6 protein-coding genes are annotated in these 6,335 nt (G+C 73.7%); 4 read left to right on the forward strand and 2 right to left on the reverse strand.

Annotation, left to right across the window (positions count from 1 at the left end):
- The first annotated feature begins 121 nt into the window (after nucleotides 1-121).
- The 3 genes from GCL84_RS18535 to GCL84_RS18545 are packed head-to-tail and all read left to right on the forward strand — an operon-like array spanning nucleotide 122 to nucleotide 3,139.
- Nucleotides 122-2,026 (forward strand): sigma-70 family RNA polymerase sigma factor, encoded by a 1,905-nt coding sequence (locus tag GCL84_RS18535; RefSeq protein ID WP_235926411.1) that lies wholly within the window; start codon nucleotides 122-124, stop codon nucleotides 2,024-2,026.
- 47 nt (nucleotides 2,027-2,073) lie between these two features.
- Nucleotides 2,074-2,616, forward strand: a complete 543-nt coding sequence (locus tag GCL84_RS18540; protein ID WP_156756741.1) for a GtrA family protein — start codon at nucleotides 2,074-2,076, stop codon at nucleotides 2,614-2,616.
- Nucleotides 2,617-2,641: 25 nt separating this feature from the next.
- Nucleotides 2,642-3,139, forward strand: coding sequence for a GtrA family protein (locus GCL84_RS18545; RefSeq protein ID WP_156756742.1), 498 nt, complete (start codon nucleotides 2,642-2,644; stop codon nucleotides 3,137-3,139).
- A 1-nt stretch (nucleotide 3,140) separates the two neighbouring features.
- Here the strand turns inward: GCL84_RS18545 and GCL84_RS18550 are convergent, their stop codons facing one another.
- Entirely contained in the window at nucleotides 3,141-4,433 is a 1,293-nt protein-coding gene (locus tag GCL84_RS18550) for a sensor histidine kinase (protein WP_156756743.1), read from the reverse strand.
- Between the two features lie 6 nt (nucleotides 4,434-4,439).
- Nucleotides 4,440-5,108 (reverse strand): response regulator transcription factor, encoded by a 669-nt coding sequence (locus GCL84_RS18555; protein WP_156756775.1) that lies wholly within the window; start codon nucleotides 5,106-5,108, stop codon nucleotides 4,440-4,442.
- A gap of 18 nt (nucleotides 5,109-5,126) precedes the next feature.
- On the opposite strand from GCL84_RS18555, the gene hisN reads away from it, so the two are divergent.
- Nucleotides 5,127-5,921, forward strand: coding sequence for a histidinol-phosphatase (gene hisN, locus GCL84_RS18560; RefSeq protein ID WP_156756744.1), 795 nt, complete (start codon nucleotides 5,127-5,129; stop codon nucleotides 5,919-5,921).
- Nucleotides 5,922-6,335: the final 414 nt, after the last annotated feature.

Here is a 6,335-nt window from a genome sequence, read left to right on the forward strand (position 1 = left end):
CACCCGGGGGTGGGACGAGCCGAGGTGCCCATCATGACGTGGTCACACCTTCGGGGCTGCGACCGGCGGGGCGCGCGGGGAAGTATCACACTGACCCGGGAAAGGGGTTGGTGTGGCCGACATGCCCGCGGACGTGCAAGGACCCAGCGACGCCGACCTGATCAGCTCGGTGCGCGGGGGCGCGGTGTCCGCGTACGGCGAGCTGTACGAGCGGCACGTCGTCGCGGCGCGCAACCTGGCCCGCCAGCTCGCCAGGTCCCCCGCCGAGGCCGACGACCTGGTGTCCGAGGCGTTCGCCAAGGTGCTCGACGCGCTGCGCCAGGGCAAGGGGCCCGACGCGGCGTTCCGGGCCTACCTGCTGACCGCGCTGCGGCACACGGCCTACGACAAGACGCGGCGCGAGCGCAAGGTCGAGCTGACCGAGGACGTCACCCAGGTCAGCGGGGTCAAGCCGGAGTCGGTCACCGTCCCGTTCGCCGACCCGGCGGTGGCCGGGCTGGAGCGGACGATGGCGGCGCGGGCGTTCGCGGCGCTGCCCGAGCGGTGGCAGGCCGTGCTGTGGCACACCGAGGTCGAGAGGCAGTCCCCCGCGCAGGTGGGTCCGCTGCTGGGGTTGTCGCCCAATGGTGTCTCCGCGCTGGCCTACCGCGCGCGCGAGGGGCTGCGCCAGGCCTACCTGCAGGTGCACCTGGCGGGCAGCAGCGACGAGGCGTGCCGGGCCACCGCCGACCGGCTGGGCGCCTGGGTTCGCGGCGGGTTGTCCACGCGGGAGCGGGCGCAGGTCGAGTCGCACCTGGACGGGTGCGCGCGGTGCCGGGCGCTGGCCGCGGAGCTGACCGAGGTCAACGGGTCGCTGAGCGCGGTCGTGGCCCCGGTGGTCCTCGGGCCGCTGGCCGCGGCGTACCTGGCGTCCTCGGCGGCCACCACCGGCCTGGTCGCGGGCGGGTCCGGCGGGTTGGCCGCGGGCGCGGTGGCGACCGGGGCCCGCCAGGGCGTGCTGGCCGGGGTGTCCGGCGCGGTGGTCGCGGCGGCGGTCGCGGTCGGGGTCGCGGCGACCCCGGTCAACCTGGACGCGCCCCTGTCGGTGGCCGACGGGCCGCCCGCCACCTCGCAGCAGGCCCCGCCGCCCACCCCGCCCGCCAGCCCACCGGCCACCGCGCCGCCGCCGAGCGACGCCCCGCCACCGACCTCGGCGCGGACCCCGCCCGTCCCGCAGGTCCCCGAGCAGAGCGGCCAGGCCGCGCCGCCGACCCCGACCAGCCCGCTGAGCACACCACCGCCGCCGCCCGCCCCGAGCCCGGCCGCGCTGGAGGTCACCGGCCCGAACACGCCGCCGGTGCTCGAGCCCGGCACCCCGGCGGACCTCGTCTTCACCGTCCGCAACACCGGGGGCACGACCTCGGGCCCCGTCACCATCGCGCTGAGCCTGCCCGACGGCGTGCGGTCGAGCGGGGCGCGGGCGGCGGGGTGCGCGGGTGTGCGGGAGCTGGTCTGCCAGGGCCCCGGCATCGAGCCGGGGGCGATGAGCCGGTTCACCCTGAGCCTGGTCGCCGAGCCCGGTGGCGTGGACGGCGTGATCACCGGGACGGCGGGCGCCGGCGGGGCGCGCGGTACCGCGGTGCGCATCTCGGTGCGGGTGCGGCCGCCGGTCGGGGTCGACCGGGTCGAGGTGACCATCGCGCAGCGGGCCGGGGTGTGGCACGACGGACCCGCGGTGGACGTCGTCGTGCGCAACACCGGGAACACCGCGCAGGTGGTCGCGCTGGACTTCGACAGGCCGCTGCGCGGCGCCGAGGCGCCGGGCCTCGACTGCGGCGAGCGCCGGTGCGTGAGCCGGGCGCCGCTGGCCCCCGGGCGCGCGCTGTCCCTCACCGCCCACGTGCACCGGCTGCCCTGGCCGGACCAGGAGGTGACGGTGACCGCGACGCTGGGGGCGGCGACCGACTCGGCATCGCTGTGGCTGCTGTGGCTGCCCGGCCTCGACAGCCTCCTATTCCTGGAGAACCGGGCGGACCGGACAGGCTGAAAGACCCCTACCGCGCGGTCGGTCCGCTCTGGATAGACTTCGCCGCTATGGCGGTTGTGGAGAATGTGCTCGCCCGTGTCCCGGTACCGGTGCGGGCCTTCCTGCGCAAGCACCAGGACATGTTGAAGTTCGCTGTGGTCGGCGGCATTTGTTTCATTGTGACAATCACGGTGAACTACGCGCTCAAATTGACCATTTTGAACAAGAACCCGGTCACCGCGTTGGCCATCGCGGTGGTCGTGGCGACGATCGTGTCCTACGTGCTCAACCGCGAGTGGTCCTTCCGGGAGCGTGGTGGCCGCGAGCGCAGGCACGAGGCGGCGCTGTTCTTCCTGATCAGCGGGATGGGCGTGGTGCTCAACTCCGTGCCGCTGTTCGTTTCCCGCTACTTCCTGCACCTGCAGGTGCCAGAGGTCACGCTGGTGACCCAGGAGGTCGCCGACTTCGTCGCGGGCAACCTGCTCGGGACCCTGGTGGCGATGGTGTTCCGTTGGTGGGCGTTCAAGAAGTGGGTGTTCCCGGACGCGGTGGCCAGGGTTCGGCCGCTGCGCGCGGTCGTCGCCGAGACCGACGACAAGCAGGCGGCCTGAACAGCGTTCGGCCTAGACTGCGCCGGTGACCGTTGTCGACTCCGTGCTGGGCGTGCTGCCCTCCCGTCTGCGCAGGCTGGCCCTCAAGCACCGGGAACTGGTCAAGTTCGCGCTGGTCGGCGGCACGACGTTCGTCATCGACAACGGCATCTGGTACCTGCTCAAGCTGACCGTCCTCAATGACAAGCCGATCACGGCCAAGGCAATCGCCATCATCGTGGCCACGATCGTCAACTACGTGCTCAACCGGGAATGGTCGTTCCGCACCAGGGGCGGTCGTGAGCGCCACCACGAGGCCGCGTTGTTCTTCGTCATCAGCGGCGTCGCCGTCGGCATCAACCTGGTCCCGCCGCTGATCTCCCGCTACGTGTTCAACCTCGAAGTCCCGCACGTCAGCCTGTTGGTCCAGGAATCAGCCGACTTCATCAGCGGCTCGATCATCGGCATGCTGCTCGCGGTCGGTTTCCGGTTCTGGGGATTCCGCCGCTGGGTATTCCCGGACGAATTGGGACAAGTTCGGTAATTCAGCGCGGAGACCGTTCGGCGGGCCACTGCACACCCCGCACGTTGCCCGCCTTCGGCACCGGCAGGAACACGCTGAACGTCGGCGGCCGGGCCGTCGACAGCTCCAACCGGCCCCCGTCGGAGTCCACCAGGGCACGTGCCAGGGCCAGGCCGAGCCCGGTCGAGCCCGCCCCGGACACGCCCCGGTCGAAGATGTGCGGGGCCAGCTCGTCCGGCACCCCGGCCCCGGTGTCGGCGACCTCGATGACCACCGAGTCCGCCCGCGCGGGCCCGCCACCCCTGGCCGTGAGCGAGACCGCCCCCGCCCCGTGGCGCAGCGCGTTGTCCAGCAGCACCCCGATCGCCTCGCGCAGCCGGGCCGGGGTGACCCTGGCCAGCAGCCCCGGGGCCAGCCGCACGCGCAGGGCGCGGCCCTCGGCGCGGAACACCCCCCGCCACTCCTCGGCCAGCATGGTCAGCTCCAGCGACAGGTCGACCGGCTCCGCGCCGACCGCCCTGGCCTCGCGGGCGGCCGCGAGCAGCTCGTCGAGCACGTCGGCCAGCCGCTCCGCCTGCTCCAGCGCGGCGGTCGCCTCGGCCCTGGCGTCCTCGTCGTGGACGGTCGTCAGCGCCTCCAGCCGCAGTTGCAGCGCCGTGAGCCTGCTGCGGAGCTGGTGGGAGACGTCGCCGACCAGGTCGCGCTCGCGCTGCACGAGCTGGGCCAGCGCGGTCGCCGAGTCGTCGAGCGCCTCGGCCACCTGGTCGAGCTCGTGCAGGTCGTAGCGGGCCCGGTCGAGCCGGAAGTCACCCGCGCCGAGCCTGCTGGCCCGCTCGGCGACGTGCCGCAGCGGCCGGGCCAGCCTGCGCGCGGTCACCATCGCCACCACCGTGCCCGCGCCGATCGTCAGCACCACCACCAGCGCCACCAGCGCCGCGACCTGGGTCTGCCGGGTGCGCACCGGGGCGGCGTCGAGGGCGAGCGTGACCTTGCCCCGGTTCACGATGTCGGCCTCGGCCCGCACCATGTCCTCGACCGCCTCGATCCCGTAGACGATCTCCGGCTCGCCTGGCCGGGTCACGGTCAGCCTGCCCCGGCCCTCCGGCACGCCCAGCTCCAGCCTGCGCAGGTCGATGGGGCGGTTGTGCGCGATGTCGTCGTCCAGGGTGGCCGCGATCTGCTGCACGCGGACCTGCAGGTCCTCCGTGGTCAGGCTCTCCACCACGGCCAGCGCGGTGTAGCCGAGCGGGATGCCCAGGGCGCACGCGGTCACGGTGACCGCGAGCAGGATCGCGAGCAGGATGCGGCGGCGCATGCCCCGCTACTCGGCGTTGAACCGGAAGCCGACGCCGCGCACGGTGGCGATGCGCCGCTCGGAGAACCTCGGCCCGCCCTCGCCGAGCTTGCGGCGCAGCCAGGACACGTGCATGTCCAGGGTCTTGGAGGTCTTGAGCTCGGGGTCGCTCCACACCTCGGTGAGGATCTCCTCGCGGGTGACCACCTGCCCGGCGCGCTGGATGAGCACGCGCAGCAGCTCGAACTCCTTGTTGGCCAGGGTGACCTCCACGCCGTCGAGGGTCACCACCCGCGCGGCGAGGTCCATCTTGACCCCGTTGACGTCGATGGCCCCAGGGGCCTGGCGGCGCAGCAGGGCCCGGATGCGGGCCAGCAGCTCGGCCAGCCGGAACGGCTTGGCCACGTAGTCGTCGGCGCCCGCGTCCAGCCCGACGACGAAGTCGACCTCGTCGGCGCGCGCGGTCAGCATCAGCACCGGGATGCCCCGGCCCGCGGCCCGCAGCCGCCTGCACACGTCGAGGCCGTCGATGCCGGGCAGCCCCAGGTCGAGCACGAGCAGGTCGGGCACCCCCGTGGAGGCCGACTCCAACGCGGCGTGCCCGTCGGCGACGACCTGCACCTCGTACCCCTCCCGGTGCAGGGCACGGGACAGGGGATCAGCGATGGCCGCGTCGTCCTCGGCCAGCAGCACCACACTCACACACCACAGCGTATGCCTGGCACGATCCCCGTCGTGGCACCTGACCTTGATTTCGCCCTCCGCCTGGCCGACACCGCCGACGCCATCACCCGCGCCCGCTTCCGCGCCTCGGACCTGGCGGTCTCCCGCAAACCCGACCGCACCCCGGTCACCGACGCCGACACGGCCGTCGAGGACGCCATCCGCACCCTGCTCGACCAGGAGTTCCCCGAGGACACCGTGGCGGGCGAGGAGCGCGGCGGGCAGGTCGGGGCGGGACGGGCGTGGGTGCTCGACCCGATCGACGGCACCAAGAACTTCCTGCGGGGCGTGCCGGTGTGGGCGACGCTGATCGCCCTGGTGGTCGACGGCGTGCCCGCGGTGGGGGTGGTCAGCGCGCCCGCCCTGGGGCGGCGGTGGTGGGCCGCCCGGGGTGAGGGGGCGTGGCTGGGGGTGGCCGGTTCCCGGCCGCGGCGGCTGTCGGTGTCGGGGGTGTCGGACCTGGCCGACGCGTACCTGTCGACCACGCACCTGGGGAGCTGGGTGGAGCACGAGTCGCGGGAGCGCTACCTGGCGCTGGTCGACGCGTGCTGGGAGAACCGGGCGTTCGGGGACTTCTGGCAGCACTGCCTGGTGGCGGAGGGGGCGATCGACTTGGCGGCCGAGGCCATCGTGAACCCGTGGGACGTGGCGCCGTTCCAGGTGCTGGTGGAGGAGGCGGGCGGGCGGTTCACGGACCTGTCCGGGGCCGGGCGGTTCGACGGGGGGAACGTGCTGACCTCCAACGGCCACCTGCACGAGGCGGCGCTGGGCGTCCTCCGGGACTAGCCGATCCGGACCCTGATCCGCACGAGCGCGCCCAAGTCCATGATCATCCAGCTCTGGGGACCCCCGATTTCCACGCTACCCGGGGGGACCGACAAGTCGGGGGTGGCGAGGTTGGGTTGTCCACAGGGTGTGGGGTGGCGGGGCTAGCTCTTGTCGGCCGGGGTCGTGGCTGCCTCGGCCATGGGGTGGGCGGAGGCGGGGGCCGCCGCAGCTCGGGCGGAAACAGCCCGTTCGGCGGGAGCGGGCTCGGCCGCGGGTGGAGCGGAGGCCGCCGCAGCTTGGGCGGGAACAACCTGCTCGGCGGGAGCAGGCTCGGCCACGGGGTGAGCGGAGGCGGGGGCCGCCGCAACCTGGGCGGGAACAACCTGCTCGGCGGGAGCAGGCTCGGCCACGGGGTGAGCGGAGGCGGGGGCC

This window comes from Actinokineospora pegani (assembly GCF_009745975.1).
Lineage (GTDB): Bacteria > Actinomycetota > Actinomycetes > Mycobacteriales > Pseudonocardiaceae > Actinokineospora > Actinokineospora pegani.